The organism is Alcaligenes sp. HNGD-HTN06, assembly GCF_049932565.1.
GTDB lineage: Bacteria > Pseudomonadota > Gammaproteobacteria > Burkholderiales > Burkholderiaceae_B > Alcaligenes > Alcaligenes ammonioxydans.
On record NZ_CP187782.1, the window covers coordinates 3,615,024 to 3,632,866 of the forward strand.

A 17,843-nucleotide genomic window follows, 5' to 3' on the forward strand; every position below is an offset into this window, starting at 1 on the left:
CTCATCACTGAGCAATTCCTCATGCTTCTGCACACTCCAAAGGCGGGAGCACGCGGAAAGACTCAAGCCCTTGGCCAGCCTTGAAGGGCCTGATCATTCAGCGCTGCGCAACAGCCGAAAACAGGGCACGCAAGGCGCTATCGAGCAAATAGCCAATCAGGCCAATCAGAACGATCACCGCCATCAGTTCGGAATAAGCCATACGATCACGCGTATCCAGAATCAGGTAACCCAAACCAGCGGACACACCCAGCATTTCGCACGGCACCAGCACAATCCATAACACACCAATAGCCAGTCGGCTGCCTGTCAGCACAGACCCGACAATACCCGGCAAAATCAGATACAACAGCGTCTCCAGCCTGGTCGCGGCCAAACTACGGCCCAACATCAACCAGCGCGGATTCAAATGCCGTACACCCGAAGCGGTATTGAGCAGGACCGGCCAAACACCGGCCACCCCCAGCAGAAAATAAATCGGTGCGTCCCCAATCCCGAAAGCCATCACGGCAATCGGCATCCAGGACAGGGGCGAGATCATGCGCAGGAACTGAAATAAGGGCGTCAAGGCGGCATGGGCACGGGCAGACAAACCCAGCAGCAGACCCGCGGGCACACCCACGCCCAGGGAGATAGCCAGACCAACAAAGATACGCTGCAAGCTGGCACCCACATGCATCCAGGTCTCTGACCAGCCCAGTATCTCCAGCAGGCTATGAAACGCAGCCGCAGGCCCGAACTGCTGCATAAGGGGGCTGCTGGACCACGCGGTGGCCAACCACCACAGCAGGACCCCGGCGACCAGACCGCCCAGGCCCCACAAGGTGCTGGCTACCCAGGCGTTCATTTTGGGCCTGACAGTCGCTCGCTGAGGGGGCTGCGTCAAAGACGGCACGCTGGATGGGGGGGCAGACGCAGTCAAACTCATACCACGATGCTCTCATTGCGGGTGTATTGCTCGGACAAGCCAAACTGGGTCAGCCCGCCCTGCTTTTCCAAGGCCGCACGCACAAAGCGGTCGTCCACAAGATCTTTAGCCACCTGTTGTGGCGACAAACCCTCCAGAAAACCACGCTCGCCCTGAATCAGCGTGCCCTGCAACAGGTGCACCAGGGATTCGGTATAGCTGGGGAATGGGTAAGGCTGGAAGTCAATGCGCTGGTCATCCCAGTCCGGATGACGAATGACGCCGGACTTCACATACTGGGCACGGTCGCTCGAGTCCGGAGCCAAAACTTTCAACAGATTTTCCTGGGTGTGCGGGGTATAGCGATTCCCACCCTCACGCGACAGGATACGAGCCGCGTCGGCACGGTTATCCCGAATCCAGATCTGCGCCTTGACCAAGCCATCGACGACCGCCTGCGACCACTGCGGTCGCGCCTGCAAATCCTGCTCATGCATAAAGGCCACGCAACAGGCATGATCGCGCCAGACATCGCCGGTAAAGCGCAAGATGCGGCCCATGCCCTGGGTCTCCGCCAACGCATTGAACGGTTCAGCGACAGTGAAACCCGCAATCCGTCCTAATGCCAGCGCCGGCGGCATGTCGGCCGGCGCCATCACCACCAGATTGACCTCGTTGGGAGCCAGCGCGCCCGAGTTCTTCACCACCGGCGTCAGGCCATGGGCCTTGAGCACATGCTGCAAAACCACATTATGGATGGAATACCAGAAGGGAATCGCTACCGTCTGCCCACCCAGTTGCTCAGCAGAACTGATATTTTGCGCCACGGTAATGGCCGAGCCACTCATATGATTCCAGGCGACCACTTTGGCAGGCACCTTGCTGCCATAACGTGCCCACACCGTCATGGGCGAGAGCAAATGCACCAGATTGACCTGCCCGGAGATAAAGGCTTCGATCAACTGGGCCCAGCTACGCACCATGACAGGCTTTTCAACAGCAATGCCCGCTTCTTCAAAGTACCCATTGTGATGCGCCACCAACATGGCGGTAGCATCCGTGATTGGCAAGTAGCCGATACGCAAAGGCGCATTTGACTCACTTTGCGCACGGGCAGCCCCTTGGGCCAGCAAAGGTGCAGCGCCCGCGACTGTCAGCAGGGATGCCAGTTTCAGCAAGTCACGACGGGTACGGGAGGTAGGAGATTCAATCATGAAGTGCACCTTACAAAACAGAAGCGTGAACCGCCTGGGAGAGGCTTTGCTCCAGGCTGGCCACAATTTCCAGGCGTATGGCCTGAAGCCAGTTATCCAAATGAGATCGGGGATGTGCCGGGCAGCTCCACTCACGCTGCAGTCCGGCCGGACGGCCGCCTAAGAGCAGCACACGGTCAGCCAGCAACAGCGCCTCATCGATATCGTGAGTGACCAGAACAATGGCGCAGCCGGTCTGACCGCGAATCGACAGAATCAACTCCTGCATCTGACGACGAGTTACCTCATCCAGCGCCCCAAAGGGTTCATCCATCAACAAGACCTGTGGACGTCGTGCCAGACAGCGGGCAATCGCCACACGCTGTGCCATACCGCCCGACAAGGCACCAGGACGCTGGTGGCGGCTGTCATATAAACCGACCTGACGCAGTGCTTGTTCCACTCGCAGGCGGCGCTCTGCTGCAGAGACGCAGGGCTGACGAGCAAAGCCCAAACCAAAACCCGTATTGGCCTGCACGTTCAGCCACGGCAAGAGAATGGCTTCCTGAAAAGCCATGGCCAAAGCGGGATGAACTCCACGCACGGCCTGCCCCAGAAAGGACACCTCGCCCTGAGTGGGCGCTTGCAAACCCGCCAGCACCCGCAGCAACGAGGATTTACCGACTCCGCTGGGACCGAGCAGCGCGACGATCTCGCCCGCGCCTACGTTCAGGTCCAGGTTCTGCAAGATAGTCTGGCCACCGTAGGCCAGACTGATACCCCGCGCGGACAAGAGCGCGACCCCTTCAGAATCAGACGGCAAGGGGGTGGCGGAACTCATAGGGCATCCTGTCCAAGTTCAGCTTTCAGTTGCGCTACAGTAGGCGATATCAAAGGCACCAACATGGCTTCGCGGTAACGGCGCAGCAGTTGGGGGTGCTTGCCTTGCATATAGGTCGCCCCGCCAATCGCGGAGCTTTCCAAGGCCACGGCCTGCAACGCCAGACTGCTGAGCTCGATACGAACTCTGAACAGATCAGGCGGCGTGGCCGAGTCTGGCTTGCGCACGGCATCCAGCAGCACATCCGACAATTCCTGCACGCGATCCAACAAGCGGCGGGCGGGCTGTTCCTGCACCCATTGGCAGCGTGGCGCCTTGAGTACCTGCTTTAAGGAGCGACGCGCCAGCCCCATCGCCATGCCGCACTGCAACGCCATGAATCGAGGTCGCACCGAACGCACAAACAGGCCGGCATCAGGATGCAACAAACGCTCTTGTTCCAGGCGCACGGCATTAAAGGTCAAGGCGGCGGTATTGCTGCCGCGCAAGCCGACCAAATCCAGGTCCTCCGAACGCTCCAGCCCTGAATCACCCAACTGGGCCACCCATATACCCGCCTGATCGCCGGGCATGGCGGCCACAATAGCAACCAGACAATTACCGGGACGCAGATTGGTAATCCACGGTAAACGGCCATCAAACTGCCACTGACCTTGCTCGGGCCGGGCGCGCACTTGCAGCTCTTCAATGCCACCCAGGAACTTGATGGCATTGGACAGTCCGGTCGCACCTGCAATACTGCCGTCCAGCAAACCGGGCAGGTAACGCTCTCGCATGGCAGGGTCCTGAACCTCACGCAGATATTCAATAAAGGTGCGCTGACTCCACAGGACAAAACCCGCCGTCAGCGAATGCTCAGCCACTTCCACAATAGACTGAACGGCATCACCAAAATCGGAAAAGTCCGCTTGCAGACCCAGGCTCAACAAACCGTCTTGCGCCAGGCGGGGCAACAAGGCCTGCGACTGGGAGGCCTCACTATCCAGCGACAGGGCGTGCTCTTCGAGCCACTGGGCCAGAGCAGGCGATAAAACCGAGCGCTCTGAGGCCAGCACAGCCTGTTCGGCGCGTGTTAAGGCGTTTCCCATGCGTAGGCCTCCAACTGGCTATTGAGCGGCGTACGAGCCAGATTATTGGCAAAGTTGCAGATGGTCGCCAAACCAATGCCGGTAATGACCTCCAGAGCCTGCTGATCGCCATAGCCCGCAGCACGGAAGGCGGCCAGATCCTGATCCGATACCTGACCACGGGTGTCAATCACCGCGCGGCTGAACAGGGCCAGGGCCTGGAGACGTTCATCATTGATCTGATCAAAACCACGAGCACGCAAGGCGGCCAGAATCTCTGGGTCCAGCTTGGCTTTGTTCGTCGCGATGGCGGTATGACCGGCCACGCAGAAGCGGCAGCCGTGTGTGGTACCGGCAACCAGCTGCACCACCTCGCGCTCGACCAGCGACAGGCTGGCGGTGGCATTCAAGGCAGACATGTCCTGGTAGGCTTGCAAGGCAACGGGGGCGTTCGCCAAAATAGCCAGCAGGTTAGAGAGAAAGCCACTACCACGCACAGCTTTTTCCAGTGCTGGTTTGACGGCCTCAGGGGCGGAGTCCACAGTATGCAACGTTAAGCGGGTCATGATCGCGACAATTCCTTAGTTAATCCGAGAAGGTTTTATTGTCGATTGACTGGCGCCTGATCTCCATGTGCGAACATAGCGGTATTCATATTAAAAATATCCACGAAAAGAAATAAGCATATTTTCCACATGAGTGATTCTGCCTTTCCTGACGGCCATTGCGCCCTCAACTCCCACGACACAGGGCGCCCTGTGGAAGAGCTGCTCTTGTCGGGGCTGGAGATCTCGGCCAGCCTGTTTCATTTGGGCCAGTATTGCAATCAATGGGAAAGCAGCCTGCACGGGCATCAACGGGCCGGCTTTCATGTGGTCTTGCATGGACCGTGCTGGCTACACATCCCGCATCAGGACACCCTGGCCCTGCAAGCAGGCGACGCCGTGTTTTTTCTGCGTGACATTCCTCACCGGCTGAGCTCATCGCCACAGCCCCCAAACTGGAATGCGGCGTTGCAGCGGCAAAACATGCAAGGTCTGGAGCCTCAAGTGCCCCAGAGCACCGGCCTGCTCTGCGGCTTTCTGAATTTGGGTCGGGGTTTGAGTGAATTGCTTCTGGCAACGGTGCCTGATGTTTTGCTGATTGACGGTTCGCAGGCTGATGCCGATACGGGCCGTCCTTTGCTGGACTTGATCCAGGCGGAAATGCAGCGCCACCCACAGGCCAACCCCAGCCTGTTGGAGAAACTGGTGGAGCTTTTGCTGTTCTACACTTTGCGGCGGCAAATTGGTCAAACGCCCTCCGAAGGAGCCTTGCCAGCGGGCCTGATCCATCTTGCCAGCGACCCTGCTTTTGGTGGTCTGATCGAACAACTGCTGCGGGAACCGGCCAAGGCCTGGTCAGTCGATGACATGGCGGCCTATCTGAACATGTCACGCGCCGCCTTTCACCGACGCTTTACCCTGCTATGCGGGATGGCACCGGCCCAGATACTGTTGCAACTACGCATGCAACTGGCCAAACGGCAGCTGGAACAGGGGCTCACCATGGAACAGATCGCCGAGCGCAGCGGCTACAGTTCCGCGGCGGCATTCAGTGCGGCATTCAGGCGCAGTGTCGGTGTCAGCCCGGCTCAATGGCGTAAGCAAGAGCCACGCACCTGAGCGGCCACACCGCCAGCCACGAACGACAGTCCAACCCTGTCATCACGCGGCTCATCCGTGCAGACAATCAGCCCCAAGGTGATCATCGTGATGCCGCGAGCGGCCTACCACGCCGGTCAGACAAAAGGCTTGTCCCACCCGTTCAGACTCAAATACGGACTCTGGTAATCATCCTGAGCCCTGTTCGCCCCTTACCTCCCTGATTTCCCAGCCTTCTCCCACCACAGAGGGGCAGACAGCGGGGCATAAAAAAAACCCCAATCTGTAAACAGATTGGGGTTTTTTTGACCTACCAGAGCCAGGCCAAGGCCTGACATCTGAGCAAGCGTTTAGATCACGCGGGCTGCTTCGATCAGACGCACAACAGTCCAGGACTTGCTGCGGCTGATAGGACGGCCTTCGGAAATCTCAACGGTATCGCCTTCGTTGTACTGGTTGGTCTCGTCGTGTGCTTTGTATTTATTGGAGCGCACGATGATCTTGCCATACAGAGGATGTTTAACGCGGCGTTCAACCAGAACGACGACAGTTTTGTCCATCTTGTTGCTGACAACTTGACCAATCAGGGTACGTTGACGTTTTTCGGTAGTTTGAGTTTCGCTCATCTTACTTTCCTGCGGTCTCAGCCATGACAGTGCGCACGCGAGCGATGTCGCGGCGTACTTTGCCCAATTGGCTGGTGTTGGAAAGCTGTTGAGTAGCACGCTGCATGCGCAGGTTAAATTGTGCTTTCAACAGGCTCTCGAGCTCTTTCTGGAGCTCGGCGGCATCTTTAGTACGGAGTTCGCTGGCTTTCATGACGTCTCCTTAAGCACCGATCTGACGCGTTACGAACGTCGTCGAGATAGGCAGCTTGGCAGCGGCCAGACGGAATGCCTCGCGTGCCAGCTCTTCGCTAACACCTTCCATTTCGTACAGGACCTTGCCTGGTTGAATCTCAGCGACCCAGAACTCTGGATTACCCTTACCGTTACCCATACGAACTTCGGCAGGTTTCTGCGAAATTGGCTTATCGGGGAAGATACGGATCCAGATGCGGCCACCACGTTTGATGTGACGGTTAATTGCACGACGTGCTGCTTCGATCTGGCGAGCAGTCAGACGGCCACGGTCAGTGGCTTTCAGACCAAATTCGCCAAACGAAACTTGCGCACCGCGAGTCGCCAGACCGGTATTACGGCCTTTGTGCTCTTTGCGATACTTTCTGCGAGAAGGTTGCAGCATGTTTATTCTCCTTCGGACGCAGCAGGAGCAGCGTCTTTACGAGGACCGCGACCACGACCACCTGGACGGCGGTTTTCAGGGCGGTCACCACGTGGACGACGTGGGCGGCGCTCTTCAGGGGCTACGGTGTCAACAGGCATTTCGCCGTTAGGCAGCATGTCGCCCTTGTAGACCCAGACCTTGATACCGATGATCCCGTACGTCGTGTGCGCTTCGGAAGTACCGTAATCGATGTTAGCGCGCAGGGTGTGCAGAGGCACACGGCCTTCGCGGTACCATTCGGTACGAGCGATTTCGATGCCGTTCAAGCGACCCGAGCTCATGATCTTGATGCCTTGGGCACCCAGACGCATGGCGTTTTGCATGGAACGCTTCATCGCACGACGGAACATGATGCGCTTTTCCAATTGCTGGGCAATGGAATCGGCGATCAGTTGAGCGTCGGTTTCAGGTTTGCGAATTTCTTCGATGTTAACGTGCACGGGCACGCCCAACAGGCGCTGCAGGTCAGCCTTCAGGCTTTCGATATCCTCGCCGCGCTTGCCGATCACCACACCTGGACGAGCCGAGTAAATGGTGATGCGAGCATTTTTGGCAGGACGCTCGATGACCACACGGCCAACGGACGCGCTTTTCAGCTTGCGTTTCAGGTATTCGCGCACACGGATGTCGTCAGCCAACATCGTACCGAACTCAGCACCGTCAGCGTACCAACGCGAGCTCCAGTTACGGTTAACAGCCAGGCGGAACCCAATTGGGTGGATTTTCTGTCCCATTGTGACTCCTTAAGCGCCGACTTTGACCACAATGTGGCAAGTCTGCTTCTCAATACGGTTACCGCGGCCTTTGGCTCGTGCAGAAAAACGCTTCAACGACTGAGCCTTGTCCACGTAAATGGACGTAACTTTCAGTTCGTCGATATCGGCGCCGTCATTGTGCTCAGCGTTGGCAATAGCCGATTCCAGAGCTTTCTTGATGATGCCAGCGGCTTTCTTGGGAGTGAAAGTCAGCGTATTCAGAGCGTGAGCAACGGACTTGCCGCGGATCATATCCGCAACCAGACGTGCTTTTTGCGCCGAAATATGGACTCCACGAATAATTGCTGTAGTTTCCATCACTTATCTCCGGGCCTTTTTGTCCGCAGCGTGACCCTTGAAAGTACGGGTCAAGGCGAACTCGCCGAGCTTGTGGCCAACCATGTTCTCGTTAATGTAAACGGGAATATGTTGACGACCATTGTGAACGGCAATCGTCAGCCCAATGAACTCGGGCAGGATGGTCGAGCGGCGCGACCAGGTCTTGATTGGTCGCTTGTCGTTACCCACAACGGCTGCATCAACCTTTTTGATCAGGTGAGCATCAACGAATGGGCCTTTTTTGATCGAACGTGACATAGTGTTCGCCCCTTACTTGCGCTTACGGCGCGAAACAATCATGTTGTCTGTGCGCTTGTTACGACGGGTGCGGTAGCCCTTGGCAGGCGTACCCCATGGGCTGACTGGCTCACGGCCTTCACCCGTACGACCTTCACCACCACCGTGCGGGTGATCGACTGGGTTCATCGCCACACCGCGAACGGTAGGACGAATACCACGCCAGCGAACAGCACCGGCTTTACCGATCTGACGCAGGCTGTGATCGTGGTTGCTGACTTCGCCAATCGTGGCGCGGCAGTCGATGTGAATGCGGCGAACTTCACCGGAACGCAGACGCACTTGAGCGTACGTGCCTTCACGAGCCAGCAACACAGCGGAACCACCAGCGGAACGAGCGATTTGAGCACCCTTACCAGGCAGCATCTCGATGCAGTGAATGGTTTGACCCACAGGAATGTTGCGGATAGGCAAAGTGTTGCCGGAACGGATAGGAGCTTCCGCGCCAGATACAACCGTTGCACCCACTTCCAGACCACGAGGGGCGATGATGTAACGACGCTCGCCGTCCGCGTAGCACACCAATGCGATGTGAGCGCTGCGGTTAGGGTCGTATTCCAGACGTTCTACTTTCGCAGGAATACCGTCCTTGTTGCGACGGAAGTCGACAATACGGTAATGCTGCTTGTGACCGCCGCCACGGTGACGAACCGTGATGTGGCCGTTGTTGTTACGGCCAGCACTGCTGGATTTCTTTTCCAGCAAAGCCGCGTAAGGAGCGCCTTTGTGCAGTTCAGGGTGAACCACTTTGATCATGCCACGGCGACCTGGCGACGTTGGTTTTACTTTTACCAATGCCATATTAGTTCACCTCAGAAAAGTCGAGTTCCTGACCGGGCTTGAGCGAGACATATGCCTTGCGCACACTGCGGCGGCGACCCATGAAACGGCCAAAGCGCTTTTCTTTGCCCTTCTGATTGAGCACCTGAACCGACTCAACTTCTACCTTGAACAGCAGTTCAATAGCAGCTTTGATTTCGGGCTTGGTGGCATCAGGAGCGACGCGGAAAGCGATTTGCTGATTTTTTTCGGCAACGTACGTGGCTTTTTCAGTCACGACAGGTGCCAGAATGACTTGCAATAGACGTTCGGCGTTCATCCCAACATCTCCTCAAACTGAGCGACAGCCGCTTTAGTGACCAACACTTTTTTGTAGTGGATCAGGGACAGCGGGTCGGCGTAGCGTGGCTCAACCACAGCAACGTGAGGCAGGTTACGCGTAGCCAGGTACACGTTCTCGTCCAGCGCGTCGGTGATGATCAACACGGATTCCAGGCCCAGGTCTTTCAGCTTGTTGGCTGCCAGACGGGTCTTGGGTGCTTCCAGAGTGAAGGAATCAACAACCAACAGACGCTCGTCGCGGACCAACTGAGACAGAATCGCGCTGATACCGGCGCGGTACATCTTCTTGTTGACCTTGTGTGCGTAGTTTTCTTCACCGGTGTTGGGGAATGCACGACCGCCTCCACGCCACACGGGCGAGGATGTCATACCAGCACGAGCGCGACCGGTGCCTTTTTGGCGCCATGGCTTTTTGGTGCTGTGGTTGACTTCAGCGCGTGTCAATTGCTTGCTGTTGCCGCTGCGAGCATTGGCTTGGTAAGCAACAACGATCTGGTGAACCAGAGCTTCGTTGAATTCACGACCGAAAACGTTTTCGTTGGCCTGCAATGTGGATGCAGCTTGGCCTTGTTCGTTCAGGAGCTTCAGTTCCATGGTTTAGGCTCCTTTCACAGCAGGGCGCACAACGATATTGGCGTTCTTGTGACCTGGGACAGCGCCCCGGACCAACAACAAGCCACGCTCGGCGTCGACGCGGATCACGTCAAGATTCTGAACCGTACGGGTAACGTCACCCATATGGCCCGACATTTTTTTACCTTTGAACACACGGCCTGGATCCTGGGCTTGACCAATGGAACCGGGTACGCGGTGCGAGCGCGAGTTACCGTGGCTGTTACGCTGGCCGCCAAAATTGTGGCGTTTGATGGTACCGGCAAAGCCTTTACCGATCGTGGTGCCCGTAACGTCAACCTTCTGACCCGCTTCGAAAATGCTTTCCACAGCAACTACGGAACCGGCGGAAAGCTCGGCGATAGCAGCGGGGTCGAGGCGGAATTCTTTCAGGATGCTGCCAGCTTCAACGCCAGCTTTTGCATAATGCCCTGCCTGGGGCTTGGTAACGCGTGTTGCACGACGGGTGCCAAAGGCAACCTGTACAGCAGCGTAACCGTCAACTGCGGGCGTCTTGACCTGGGTGATGCGGTTGTTGGACACGTCCAGCACGGTCACAGGGATGGACTCGCCTTCCTCTGTAAACACACGGGTCATGCCAACTTTACGCCCAACAAGGCCCAGCCGCCACGCGGCAGGCGTAGGTGTCGAGTTCGACATCGTTTTCTCCATTCCTGACTACGATTGGTCAGGGCTAACTGAGAGTACACGCAATAATTTGCGCGACGACCATAGCCAAAACTTTTTGGCTAAGCTAGTAAATATAGCACGGTGCTGTAAAGCCAAGCAAGATTTACTGCAAAAAATGGCCCGAAACTGCTTGATTGACAACAGTTTTTTCCCATTTGCCCCTGCACGCCATCAGGGCGCCATCAAGAAAACGGATTCCACCCCCGCCATTTATTGATGTGCCTTATTCACGAATCGAGCGACGTACTCATTGACCGGTTCATCCCGAATTTGCGTCGGCGTCCCGCTTTGCTCCACCCTCCCCTCACGCAACACCACAATATGCTGCCCCAGCCGCAATGCCTCATCGATATCGTGCGTAATGAAGATAATGGTTTTGTTCAGGCTGCTCTGCAAACGCAAAAGCTCATCCTGCATCTCGTAGCGAATCAAGGGGTCCAGGGCCGAGAAGGCCTCGTCCATCAGCAAAATATCGGCATCGACAGCCAACGCTCGCGCCAGGCCTACGCGTTGCTGCATCCCGCCTGACAATTCGTCAGGGTAGTTATCGGCATAATCATGCAGACCCACGCGCTCCAGCCATTGCCGAGCTTGCTCTCGGGCTTGCGAACGCTTGTCTCCACGCACCTCAAGACCGAAGGCGACATTCTCCAACACGGTCAAATGGGGCAGCAGGCCAAAGGCCTGGAAGACCATGCTGATTCCATAGCGGCGGAATTGTCGCAGGCTGGCCATGTCCAGCTGCAAGATGTCCTGCCCATCCACTAGCACCTGTCCGGCGCTGGGGTCGATCAAACGGTTGATGTGGCGCACCAGCGTGGATTTGCCCGAACCGGACAAGCCCATCACGCAGGATATCTGCTGCGCGGGAAAGCAGGCATCTACCCCCGCCAGCCCCACAATGCAGTCCGTCTGCTTTTGCACGGCCTGCTTGTCGACCCCCTGCTTTAACAAATCGACGGCTTCGGTCGCCCGATTACCAAAAACCTTATACACATCCCGCAGCTCAATCTTGCAGTCGGAGTCATGGTGAGAAGTAGGTATCGTCGTCATGCTTGCCTCCTGACCTTACGACGGTGACGCTGAGAACGACCAAAGGGTTGGGTGATCCGATCAATGACAATCGCCAGGATCACAATCGCTACCCCTGCCTGCAAGCCACGACCGATATCCAGGGTCTGAATCCCCGCCAGCACGTCTTCACCCAAACCCTGAGCCCCAATCATGGAGGCCACCACCACCATGGAAAGTGCCATCATGGTGGTCTGATTGATGCCCGCCATGATACTGGGACGGGCCAGAGGCAAGGTGACCTTGGTCAACATTTGCCAGCGCGTGACCCCATACGCCTGTGCCGCTTCCATCACATGCTTGTCCACCTGTCGCAGTCCCAGACTGGTCAGGCGAATCAAGGGAGGGACAGCATAGACAACGGTGGCCAGGACGGCGGGGACTTTACCCAGGCCAAACAGCATCAGCACCGGAATCAGGTATACAAAGCTAGGCATGGTTTGCATCACATCCAGCACGGGCGTCAGCACTTTTCTAAGCAGACGACTTCGGGCGCTAAGAATGCCAAGTGGGACACCGATCAGAATCGAAAAAACGGTTGCCACCAGCACCAGAGTGAAGGTTTGCATCAGCTTGTCCCACAAACCCATGGCGCCTATCAGGTACAGACCGGCCACGTAGAGCAGGACCGGCAGGAAACGTCGCTGGCCCCACCAGGCCAGCAAACCGGTCAAGGCCAGGATGGCCCAGGCGGGCACCTGCTGCAAGACCCGCTCCACCGGCAAGATGGCGTTCGTCAGAATCCAGGCGCTGATCTGACGAAAACCTGTGCCCCAATCCCGCACGGCTACCAGCAATTGGCGATTCACCCAATCCGCCGCCGACCACTGTGCAAAAAATGACGGCTGCGAGACAGCGACCTTCCCTGTTGACTGCGGCTCCAGGGAGGCCAGCAGCCGCTCTGCCTGTGCCGCAGGCATCCACTGGCGCCATTGCTCAGGGTTCTCTTTCAAGAATTTCTGCACCTGTGTACGGGCATTCTGTCCGCCTTCCGTCATACCCAGAATGATCTTGTTCATCTGCTCAGGCTCAAGCTGGATTTTTTCGAACAGATCCACCAGATCAGGATGCGACTGTACGAAAGGCGTGGAGGCCGCCACACCAATATGGGCCAGAATGAAGTCTGTGGGGCAAACCTGGCCTTTGCCAGACACCGCCGCTTCCCAGCAGCGTTCATTGAAAGGCGCGCTGGCCAGCTTTTTGAAGGAATACTTGGCCATGAGGCCTGCTGGCTGCCAATAATAGAACAGGATAGGCTCACGCCTGTCATAAGCAGCACTGATGGCCGCATCCAGAGCCGCACCCGTACCGGGTCGGAAATTCTGATAGTGTTCGCCCAGACCATAGAGATCGAACAGACGGCTATTGAAGGTTTCACAGACCCAACCGGAGGGACAGTTATAGAAGCGACCTTTATGGGGCTGTTCCGGGTCGCTGAAAATAGTGGCGTAGCGCCCCAAATCTTCAACTTTCTGGAGATCGGGGGCAATTGGCTTGATTCCCTTGTCAGGATCACCCTCGACCACATAGTCCGGAACGTACCACCCCTGCTCGGCCCCGCCCTTCAGCGTATTGCCCAGAACCTGAACCTGTCCGGCTTCAATGGCTTTCTCGATGATCTCGGTACGCCCGGACCAGATCTCGCCGATTACCTGGATATCATTCTGTGCCAACGCACTTTCCAAGGCAGCCGAGGAGCCCGGCACCCGTTCAGTCTTGCAGCCATACGCCCTTTCCAGAATCTGTTGATACAGCTCCGTGCTGAACGCGGCACTCTCCCAGCTCAAGTCAGCCAGACGTATTGGTTTGTCCGGCTGACAAGCTTGCGCGTATGCATGACCTCCCCACAGGCAAAGCCATAGGCCCAGGCAGTACCACAGGGCCAGAAATGGCTTTCGTATCTGATTTTTCATTCTCGTCCTCCTTCACCCCGCTCATCGTCGCATTTGTTTCCGGGTGAAAGTGTGTCCGGTCGTAAAAACAAACTAAAAACAGGTTTTACTCCACGGCGGCATCAGCGTGCATCGCTCACAACAGGGTCAAGGACGAGAGACAAAACCCCTGCTCAGAAAAAATGGCGGCTAGTCACCCTATCGTCTGAGTCAGACCGCTGCTTACGGACGAAAAAAAACGCCATGCAGTTGCATGGCGTTTCTTTCGATGTATATCGAACTGCTAGGCAGAATTACTGCAGAGCGATTTCGACGTCAACACCGGCTGGCAAATCCAGACGCATCAGAGCGTCGACGGTCTTGTCGGTAGGATCGACAATGTCCATCAAGCGCTGGTGGGTACGCATTTCAAACTGATCGCGCGATGTCTTGTTGACGTGCGGCGAACGCAGAATGTCGTAGCGACGGATACGTGTTGGCAGTGGTACTGGACCACGAACAACAGCGCCGGTGCGCTTGGCGGTTTCTACGATCTCAGCAGCAGACTGATCGATCAACTTGTAATCGTAAGCCTTCAGACGGATGCGGATTTTCTGGTTTTTCATGGGTAATCCTAAAGAACGATATAAGTGGGGGCTTTTTGACTGGGCTTACCGATTGCTCGAAGAAACTCTGACTAAAAAGCACCCCTTTTGGGGGTAGCAAAGACGCGGCGGGAAGGTTTGCACCTTCACACCGCGATCAAGGCTTATTACTTGATGATTTTTGCCACCACGCCAGCGCCAACGGTACGGCCGCCTTCGCGAATAGCGAAGCGCAGACCTTCTTCCATGGCGATAGGAGCGATCAGGGACACTTTCATCGAAATGTTGTCGCCTGGCAGAACCATTTCCTTGTCTTCTGGCAGCTCGATCGTGCCGGTCACGTCAGTTGTACGGAAGTAGAACTGAGGACGGTAGCCCTTGAAGAAAGGCGTGTGACGACCACCTTCTTCTTTGGACAAAATGTACACCTCGGCGTCGAAGTCCGTGTGTGGCTTGATCGAACCGGGCTTGGCCAGAACTTGACCACGCTCCACGTCTTCACGCTTGGTACCACGCAGCAACAGACCGACGTTATCGCCAGCTTCGCCTTGGTCCAGCAGTTTGCGGAACATTTCAACGCCGGTACAAATGGTCTTGACCGTGTCTTTGATACCCACGATTTCGATTTCTTCGCCGACTTTGATGATGCCGCGCTCAATACGACCGGTCACAACCGTACCACGGCCGGAGATCGAGAACACGTCTTCAACAGGCATCAAGAAGGTACCGTCAACGGCACGCTCAGGCGTAGGAATGTAGGTGTCCAGCGCTTCGGCCAGAGCCAGAACAGCTTGGCTGCCCAGTGGGCCTTCGTCGCCTTCCAGAGCCAGTTTGGCCGAACCCTTGATGATCGGGGTGTCGTCGCCAGGGAAGTCGTACTTGGACAACAGCTCACGAACTTCCATTTCAACCAGTTCGATCAGCTCTTCGTCATCAACCATGTCGGCCTTGTTCAGGAACACGATGATGTAAGGAACGCCAACCTGACGGCTCAGCAGGATGTGCTCGCGAGTCTGGGGCATTGGGCCGTCAGCGGCCGAGCAAACCAAGATAGCGCCGTCCATCTGGGCAGCACCGGTAATCATGTTCTTGACGTAGTCAGCGTGGCCGGGGCAGTCAACGTGAGCGTAGTGACGGTTAGGCGTTTCGTACTCAACGTGCGACGTGCTGATGGTGATACCACGTGCTTTTTCTTCAGGGGCGTTGTCGATCTGCGAGTAATCGCGTGCTTCGCCGCCGTATGCCTTGGACAGAACCGTGCAGATTGCAGCGGTCAGAGTGGTTTTACCGTGGTCAACGTGACCGATAGTACCGACGTTGACGTGCGGTTTAGTCCGTTCAAACTTACCTTTTGCCATGATTTATCCCAATTATGTTTTACAGGAAAACAAAAAAATTGTTGAGCAGCCCGCCATGAGGCGGGCTGATATTGCTATTACTTACCGCGAGCGCTGATCACTTCTTCCGCTACGTTCTTTGGAGCTTCAGCATATTGCTTGAATTCCATCGTGTACGTAGCGCGACCTTGTGTTTGCGAACGCAGGCTGGTCGAGTAACCGAACATCTCGGCCAGAGGAACCTCGGCCTTGATGATCTTGCCACCACCAACGATATCGTCCATGCCTTGAACCATACCGCGACGGGAGGACAAGTCACCCATCACAGTACCGGCGTATTCCTCAGGAGTTTCAACCTCAACAGCCATGGTTGGCTCCAGCAGAACAGGGGCAGCCTTACGCATACCATCCTTGAAGGCCATCGAAGCGGCCATGCGGAAGGCGTTTTCGTTCGAGTCCACATCGTGGTACGAACCGAAGAACAGCGTAGCTTTGACGTCCACCACTGGGTAACCAGCGACCACACCTGCGGACAGGGTTTCGCGAATACCTTTTTCAACAGCAGGAATGTATTCGCGAGGAACCACACCGCCCTTGATGGCGTCAACGAACTCAAAGCCACCGCCTGCTTCCAGGGGCTCCAGCTTGAGGACCACGTGACCGTACTGACCACGACCACCGGACTGTTTGACGAACTTACCTTCGATTTCGTCGCAAGTCTTGCGGATGGTTTCGCGGTAAGCCACTTGGGGTTTGCCCACGTTGGCTTCCACGCCGAATTCACGGCGCATGCGGTCTACCAGAACTTCCAGGTGCAGCTCGCCCATACCGGAAATAATGGTCTGGCCGGACTCTTCGTCGCTGCTGACGCGGAAAGATGGATCTTCCTGAGCCAGACGGGACAAGGCCACGCCCATTTTTTCCTGGTCGGACTTGGTTTTTGGTTCCACAGCCTGCGAAATCACGGGCTCGGGGAACTCCATGCGTTCCAGAATGATGTGCTGGCTGGCGTCACACAGGGTTTCACCCGTGGTCACGTCTTTCAAGCCCACCACGGAGGCGATGTCACCGGCCACCAGCTCTTTCAGTTCGGCACGGTTGTTTGCGTGCATCTGCAAAATACGGCCAATACGCTCTTTCTTGCCCTTGATAGGGTTGTAGACCGTATCGCCCGAACGCAGAACGCCCGAGTAAACGCGCACGAAGGTCAATTGACCAACAAAGGGGTCAGTCATCAGCTTGAACGCCAGAGCGGACATCGGCTCTTCGTCGTTGGCTTTACGATGAATGACATTACCTTCGTCATCCGAACCTTCGACAGGAGGAATATCCACTGGCGATGGCAGGTAGTCGATCACGGCGTCCAGCATACGCTGCACACCTTTGTTCTTGAACGCGGTACCGCACAGCATTGGCTGAATTTCGCAGGCAATGGTACGTGTACGCAGACCCAGGTTGATGTCCTCTTCGGAGAGGTCACCGTTTTCCAGGTACTTGTTCATCAGGTCTTCGCTGGCTTCGGCAGCCGACTCGACCATTTTTTCACGCCATTCTTCAGCCGAAGCTTGCAGCTCAGCAGGAATGTCGGTGTATTCAAATTTCACGCCGTTGCTGGCTTGATCCCAGATGATGGCTTTCATCTTGATCAGGTCAACCACGCCTTGGAAATCTTCTTCAGCACCAATCGGGATAACGACAGGCACAGGATGGGCTTTCAGACGCAGCTTGAGCTGGTCGTAAACCTTGAAGAAGTTTGCGCCCGTGCGGTCCATCTTGTTGATGAAGGCCAGACGAGGCACACCGTACTTGTTGGCTTGACGCCATACGGTTTCCGACTGAGGCTGAACACCACCCACCGCGCAGTAAACCATGCAAGCGCCGTCCAGCACACGCATGGAACGCTCAACTTCAATGGTGAAGTCAACGTGGCCGGGGGTATCAATGATGTTGATACGGTGCTCTGGATAATTGCCCGCCATACCACGCCAGAAAGCAGTGGTAGCAGCCGAGGTAATGGTGATCCCGCGCTCTTGCTCTTGCTCCATCCAGTCCATGGTGGCCGAACCTTCGTGGGTTTCGCCCAGCTTGTGGTTCACACCGGTGTAGAACAGGATGCGCTCGGTAGTGGTCGTTTTCCCGGCGTCGATGTGAGCCGAGATACCGATGTTGCGATAGCGCTGAATAGGGGTTTTGCGGGCCATGATTA

21 protein-coding genes are annotated in these 17,843 nt (G+C 56.4%); 1 reads left to right on the forward strand and 20 read right to left on the reverse strand.

Annotation, left to right across the window (positions count from 1 at the left end):
- Window positions 1-97: 97 nt before the first annotated feature.
- The 5 genes from ACOZ42_RS16485 to ACOZ42_RS16505 form a co-directional block, all read right to left on the reverse strand.
- Entirely contained in the window at window positions 98-847 is a 750-nt protein-coding gene (locus ACOZ42_RS16485) for an ABC transporter permease (RefSeq protein ID WP_426345383.1), read from the reverse strand.
- A 77-nt stretch (window positions 848-924) separates the two neighbouring features.
- Entirely contained in the window at window positions 925-2,121 is a 1,197-nt protein-coding gene (locus ACOZ42_RS16490; RefSeq protein ID WP_426345384.1) for an ABC transporter substrate-binding protein, read from the reverse strand.
- A 10-nt stretch (window positions 2,122-2,131) separates the two neighbouring features.
- Window positions 2,132-2,941 carry an ABC transporter ATP-binding protein gene (locus ACOZ42_RS16495; protein WP_426345385.1) on the reverse strand — a complete coding sequence of 270 codons (810 nt, stop codon included), beginning with the start codon at window positions 2,939-2,941 and terminating at the stop codon, window positions 2,132-2,134.
- A complete protein-coding gene (locus ACOZ42_RS16500) occupies window positions 2,938-4,029 on the reverse strand; it encodes an acyl-CoA dehydrogenase family protein (protein ID WP_219235358.1) in 1,092 nt (363 codons plus the stop codon). Before ACOZ42_RS16500 ends, ACOZ42_RS16495 begins: the two co-directional genes overlap by 4 nt.
- On the reverse strand, window positions 4,014-4,574 hold the full coding sequence (locus ACOZ42_RS16505) for a carboxymuconolactone decarboxylase family protein (protein WP_003803023.1): 561 nt from the start codon (window positions 4,572-4,574) through the stop codon (window positions 4,014-4,016). The genes ACOZ42_RS16500 and ACOZ42_RS16505 overlap by 16 nt, the downstream gene beginning before the upstream one ends.
- 129 nt (window positions 4,575-4,703) lie before the next feature.
- Between ACOZ42_RS16505 and ACOZ42_RS16510 the strand changes: the two genes are divergently transcribed.
- The gene (locus tag ACOZ42_RS16510; RefSeq protein WP_426345386.1) at window positions 4,704-5,672 is read left to right on the forward strand and encodes a cupin domain-containing protein; all 969 of its coding nucleotides are present in this window, start codon (window positions 4,704-4,706) and stop codon (window positions 5,670-5,672) included.
- Window positions 5,673-6,001: 329 nt separating this feature from the next.
- Here the strand turns inward: ACOZ42_RS16510 and rpsQ are convergent, their stop codons facing one another.
- The 15 genes from rpsQ to fusA form a co-directional block, all read right to left on the reverse strand.
- A complete protein-coding gene (gene rpsQ / locus ACOZ42_RS16515; RefSeq protein WP_003803027.1) occupies window positions 6,002-6,277 on the reverse strand; it encodes a 30S ribosomal protein S17 in 276 nt (91 codons plus the stop codon).
- Window position 6,278: 1 nt separating this feature from the next.
- Entirely contained in the window at window positions 6,279-6,470 is a 192-nt protein-coding gene (rpmC, locus tag ACOZ42_RS16520; RefSeq protein ID WP_003803032.1) for a 50S ribosomal protein L29, read from the reverse strand.
- A 9-nt stretch (window positions 6,471-6,479) separates the two neighbouring features.
- Window positions 6,480-6,896: a 50S ribosomal protein L16 gene (gene rplP / locus ACOZ42_RS16525; protein WP_003803033.1), complete on the reverse strand. Its 417-nt coding sequence runs from the start codon at window positions 6,894-6,896 to the stop codon at window positions 6,480-6,482.
- Window positions 6,897-6,898: 2 nt separating this feature from the next.
- Window positions 6,899-7,672, reverse strand: a complete 774-nt coding sequence (gene rpsC / locus ACOZ42_RS16530) for a 30S ribosomal protein S3 (protein WP_003803035.1) — start codon at window positions 7,670-7,672, stop codon at window positions 6,899-6,901.
- A 9-nt stretch (window positions 7,673-7,681) separates the two neighbouring features.
- Entirely contained in the window at window positions 7,682-8,011 is a 330-nt protein-coding gene (gene rplV, locus ACOZ42_RS16535) for a 50S ribosomal protein L22 (RefSeq protein WP_003803038.1), read from the reverse strand.
- Window positions 8,012-8,014: 3 nt separating this feature from the next.
- Entirely contained in the window at window positions 8,015-8,290 is a 276-nt protein-coding gene (gene rpsS / locus ACOZ42_RS16540) for a 30S ribosomal protein S19 (protein WP_003803039.1), read from the reverse strand.
- Between the two features lie 12 nt (window positions 8,291-8,302).
- Window positions 8,303-9,130 (reverse strand): 50S ribosomal protein L2, encoded by an 828-nt coding sequence (rplB, locus tag ACOZ42_RS16545; protein WP_003803041.1) that lies wholly within the window; start codon window positions 9,128-9,130, stop codon window positions 8,303-8,305.
- 1 nt (window position 9,131) lies between these two features.
- Window positions 9,132-9,428, reverse strand: a complete 297-nt coding sequence (rplW, locus tag ACOZ42_RS16550) for a 50S ribosomal protein L23 (RefSeq protein WP_003803043.1) — start codon at window positions 9,426-9,428, stop codon at window positions 9,132-9,134.
- Entirely contained in the window at window positions 9,425-10,045 is a 621-nt protein-coding gene (gene rplD, locus ACOZ42_RS16555; RefSeq protein WP_059318600.1) for a 50S ribosomal protein L4, read from the reverse strand. The genes rplW and rplD overlap by 4 nt, the downstream gene beginning before the upstream one ends.
- Window positions 10,046-10,048: 3 nt before the next feature.
- Window positions 10,049-10,723, reverse strand: a complete 675-nt coding sequence (gene rplC / locus ACOZ42_RS16560) for a 50S ribosomal protein L3 (RefSeq protein WP_003803046.1) — start codon at window positions 10,721-10,723, stop codon at window positions 10,049-10,051.
- Window positions 10,724-10,963: 240 nt separating this feature from the next.
- On the reverse strand, window positions 10,964-11,806 hold the full coding sequence (locus tag ACOZ42_RS16565; RefSeq protein WP_003803048.1) for a quaternary amine ABC transporter ATP-binding protein: 843 nt from the start codon (window positions 11,804-11,806) through the stop codon (window positions 10,964-10,966).
- Window positions 11,803-13,737: a glycine betaine ABC transporter substrate-binding protein gene (locus ACOZ42_RS16570; RefSeq protein ID WP_426345387.1), complete on the reverse strand. Its 1,935-nt coding sequence runs from the start codon at window positions 13,735-13,737 to the stop codon at window positions 11,803-11,805. Before ACOZ42_RS16570 ends, ACOZ42_RS16565 begins: the two co-directional genes overlap by 4 nt.
- Before the next feature lie 272 nt (window positions 13,738-14,009).
- Window positions 14,010-14,321 carry a 30S ribosomal protein S10 gene (gene rpsJ, locus ACOZ42_RS16575; RefSeq protein ID WP_003803053.1) on the reverse strand — a complete coding sequence of 104 codons (312 nt, stop codon included), beginning with the start codon at window positions 14,319-14,321 and terminating at the stop codon, window positions 14,010-14,012.
- A gap of 146 nt (window positions 14,322-14,467) precedes the next feature.
- A complete protein-coding gene (gene tuf / locus ACOZ42_RS16580; protein ID WP_059318443.1) occupies window positions 14,468-15,658 on the reverse strand; it encodes an elongation factor Tu in 1,191 nt (396 codons plus the stop codon).
- A gap of 77 nt (window positions 15,659-15,735) precedes the next feature.
- Entirely contained in the window at window positions 15,736-17,838 is a 2,103-nt protein-coding gene (gene fusA, locus ACOZ42_RS16585; RefSeq protein WP_003800876.1) for an elongation factor G, read from the reverse strand.
- Window positions 17,839-17,843: the final 5 nt, after the last annotated feature.

Bases quoted from the DNA above. Each gene is read 5' to 3' on its own strand.
- ACOZ42_RS16485 (WP_426345383.1), bottom strand. From the start codon at position 847: ATGAACGCCTGGGTAGCCAGCACCTTGTGGGGCCTGGGCGGTCTGGTC.
- ACOZ42_RS16490 (WP_426345384.1), bottom strand. From the start codon at position 2,121: ATGATTGAATCTCCTACCTCCCGTACCCGTCGTGACTTGCTGAAACTG.
- ACOZ42_RS16495 (WP_426345385.1), bottom strand. From the start codon at position 2,941: ATGAGTTCCGCCACCCCCTTGCCGTCTGATTCTGAAGGGGTCGCGCTC.
- ACOZ42_RS16500 (WP_219235358.1), bottom strand. From the start codon at position 4,029: ATGGGAAACGCCTTAACACGCGCCGAACAGGCTGTGCTGGCCTCAGAG.
- ACOZ42_RS16505 (WP_003803023.1), bottom strand. From the start codon at position 4,574: ATGACCCGCTTAACGTTGCATACTGTGGACTCCGCCCCTGAGGCCGTC.
- ACOZ42_RS16510 (WP_426345386.1), top strand. From the start codon at position 4,704: ATGAGTGATTCTGCCTTTCCTGACGGCCATTGCGCCCTCAACTCCCAC.
- rpsQ (WP_003803027.1), bottom strand. From the start codon at position 6,277: ATGAGCGAAACTCAAACTACCGAAAAACGTCAACGTACCCTGATTGGT.
- rpmC (WP_003803032.1), bottom strand. From the start codon at position 6,470: ATGAAAGCCAGCGAACTCCGTACTAAAGATGCCGCCGAGCTCCAGAAA.
- rplP (WP_003803033.1), bottom strand. From the start codon at position 6,896: ATGCTGCAACCTTCTCGCAGAAAGTATCGCAAAGAGCACAAAGGCCGT.
- rpsC (WP_003803035.1), bottom strand. From the start codon at position 7,672: ATGGGACAGAAAATCCACCCAATTGGGTTCCGCCTGGCTGTTAACCGT.
- rplV (WP_003803038.1), bottom strand. From the start codon at position 8,011: ATGGAAACTACAGCAATTATTCGTGGAGTCCATATTTCGGCGCAAAAA.
- rpsS (WP_003803039.1), bottom strand. From the start codon at position 8,290: ATGTCACGTTCGATCAAAAAAGGCCCATTCGTTGATGCTCACCTGATC.
- rplB (WP_003803041.1), bottom strand. From the start codon at position 9,130: ATGGCATTGGTAAAAGTAAAACCAACGTCGCCAGGTCGCCGTGGCATG.
- rplW (WP_003803043.1), bottom strand. From the start codon at position 9,428: ATGAACGCCGAACGTCTATTGCAAGTCATTCTGGCACCTGTCGTGACT.
- rplD (WP_059318600.1), bottom strand. From the start codon at position 10,045: ATGGAACTGAAGCTCCTGAACGAACAAGGCCAAGCTGCATCCACATTG.
- rplC (WP_003803046.1), bottom strand. From the start codon at position 10,723: ATGTCGAACTCGACACCTACGCCTGCCGCGTGGCGGCTGGGCCTTGTT.
- ACOZ42_RS16565 (WP_003803048.1), bottom strand. From the start codon at position 11,806: ATGACGACGATACCTACTTCTCACCATGACTCCGACTGCAAGATTGAG.
- ACOZ42_RS16570 (WP_426345387.1), bottom strand. From the start codon at position 13,737: ATGAAAAATCAGATACGAAAGCCATTTCTGGCCCTGTGGTACTGCCTG.
- rpsJ (WP_003803053.1), bottom strand. From the start codon at position 14,321: ATGAAAAACCAGAAAATCCGCATCCGTCTGAAGGCTTACGATTACAAG.
- tuf (WP_059318443.1), bottom strand. From the start codon at position 15,658: ATGGCAAAAGGTAAGTTTGAACGGACTAAACCGCACGTCAACGTCGGT.
- fusA (WP_003800876.1), bottom strand. From the start codon at position 17,838: ATGGCCCGCAAAACCCCTATTCAGCGCTATCGCAACATCGGTATCTCG.